The sequence below is a fragment of the Rhodococcus sp. 06-235-1A genome (assembly GCF_002258785.1).
Classification (GTDB): domain Bacteria; phylum Actinomycetota; class Actinomycetes; order Mycobacteriales; family Mycobacteriaceae; genus Rhodococcoides.
On sequence record NZ_NOYI01000017.1, the window covers coordinates 1 to 1,716 of the forward strand.

The following is a 1,716-nucleotide window of genomic DNA, read 5'->3' on the forward strand; positions in this document are numbered from 1 at the left end:
CATGCCGCAGCAGGTCCGTGCCGTCGTCGCCAAGAGCAAGGGCGCACCCGTCTCCATCGAGACGATCACCATCCCCGATCCCGGCCCGAACGAGGTGATCGTGAAAATCGCGGCCTGCGGGGTGTGCCACACCGACCTGCACTACCGCGAGGGCGGCATCAACGACGAATTCCCGTTCCTGCTCGGACACGAAGCCGCCGGCATCGTCGAGACCATCGGCGACCGCGTCGAACACGTCGAGGTCGGCGACTTCGTCGTCCTCAACTGGCGCGCCGTCTGCGGGGAATGCCGCGCCTGCAAACGCGGCACCCCCTGGTACTGCTTCGACACCCACAACGCCGCCCAGAAGATGACCCTCGACGACGGCACCGAACTGACCCCCGCGCTGGGGATCGGTGCGTTCGCCGAGAAAACCCTCGTCCACGAAGGCCAGTGCACCAAGGTCGACCCGACCGCCGATCCCGCCGTCGTCGGACTCCTCGGCTGCGGGGTCATGGCCGGACTCGGCGCGGCGATGAACACCGGCCACGTCTCACGCGGGGACTCCGTCGCGGTGATCGGCTGCGGCGGTGTCGGCGACGCCGCGATCGCCGGAGCCCGCCTGGCCGGGGCATCGACGATCATCGCCGTCGACCGCGACAAAGGAAAACTCGACTGGGCCCTCGAACTCGGAGCCACCCACACCGTCGACTCCTCGCAGGTCGACGCCGTCGAGGCCGTCCAGGAACTCACCGGTGGTTTCGGTGCCGATGTCGTCATCGACGCCGTCGGCCGCCCCGAAACCTGGAAACAAGCCTTCTACGCCCGCGACCTGGCCGGCACCGTCGTCCTCGTCGGGGTCCCGACCCCGGAGATGACCCTCGAGATGCCGCTGATCGACTTCTTCTCCCGCGGCGGATCGCTCAAGTCGTCCTGGTACGGCGACTGCCTGCCCGAACGGGACTTCCCGCAGTTGGTGGATCTGTATCAGCAGGGCCGGTTGCCGCTCGAGAAGTTCGTCACCGAACGCATCACCCTCGACGACGTCGAAGCCGCGTTCGACAAGATGCACCAGGGCACCGTGCTGCGGTCGGTGGTGATCCTGTGAGCGGGCAATTCCGTGTCCAGAACGTCGTCACCTCCGGCACGTTCAGCCTCGACGGCGGCACCTGGGACGTCGAGAACAACATCTGGCTCATCGGCGACGACGACGAAGTCGTCATCGTCGATGCAGCACACACCGCCGCCCCGATCGTCGACGCCGTCGCCGGCCGGACCGTCACAGCGATCATCTGCACCCACGGTCACAACGATCACGTGACCGTCGCCCCCGAACTCGCCGACACCCTCGATGCACCGATCCTGCTGCATCCCGCCGACGACGTGCTGTGGGAACAGACCCACCCCGGCATCGGGCACTCGCTCCTCGAGGACGGCCAACGCATCACCGTCGCCGGAACCGACATCCTCGCGCTGCACACCCCCGGGCACTCACCCGGATCCACCTGCCTGTATCTGCCGGAAGCAGGGCAGTTGTTCTCCGGCGACACCCTCTTCTCCGGCGGACCGGGAGCCACCGGACGCTCCTACTCCGATTTCCCGACCATCATCGGATCCATCCGCGACCGCCTGTTCACCCTCCCCGCCGACACCCGAGTCAACACCGGACACGGAGACCGAACACGCATCGGCGACGAAGCACCACACCTCGAGGAATGGATCGCCCGCGGCAGCTGA

2 protein-coding genes are annotated in these 1,716 nt (G+C 67.2%); both read left to right on the top strand.

Annotated features, from left to right (window positions below):
• The first annotated feature begins 1 nt into the window (after position 1).
• Positions 2–1,087 carry an S-(hydroxymethyl)mycothiol dehydrogenase gene (locus tag CH275_RS16975; protein ID WP_094679520.1) on the top strand — a complete coding sequence of 362 codons (1,086 nt, stop codon included), beginning with the start codon at positions 2–4 and terminating at the stop codon, positions 1,085–1,087.
• A complete protein-coding gene (locus CH275_RS16980; RefSeq protein WP_094679521.1) occupies positions 1,084–1,716 on the top strand; it encodes an MBL fold metallo-hydrolase in 633 nt (210 codons plus the stop codon). The genes CH275_RS16975 and CH275_RS16980 overlap by 4 nt, the downstream gene beginning before the upstream one ends.

Coding starts and splice junctions, on each gene's coding strand:
- CH275_RS16975 (WP_094679520.1), top strand. CDS start 2: ATGCCGCAGCAGGTCCGTGCCGTCGTCGCCAAGAGCAAGGGCGCACCC.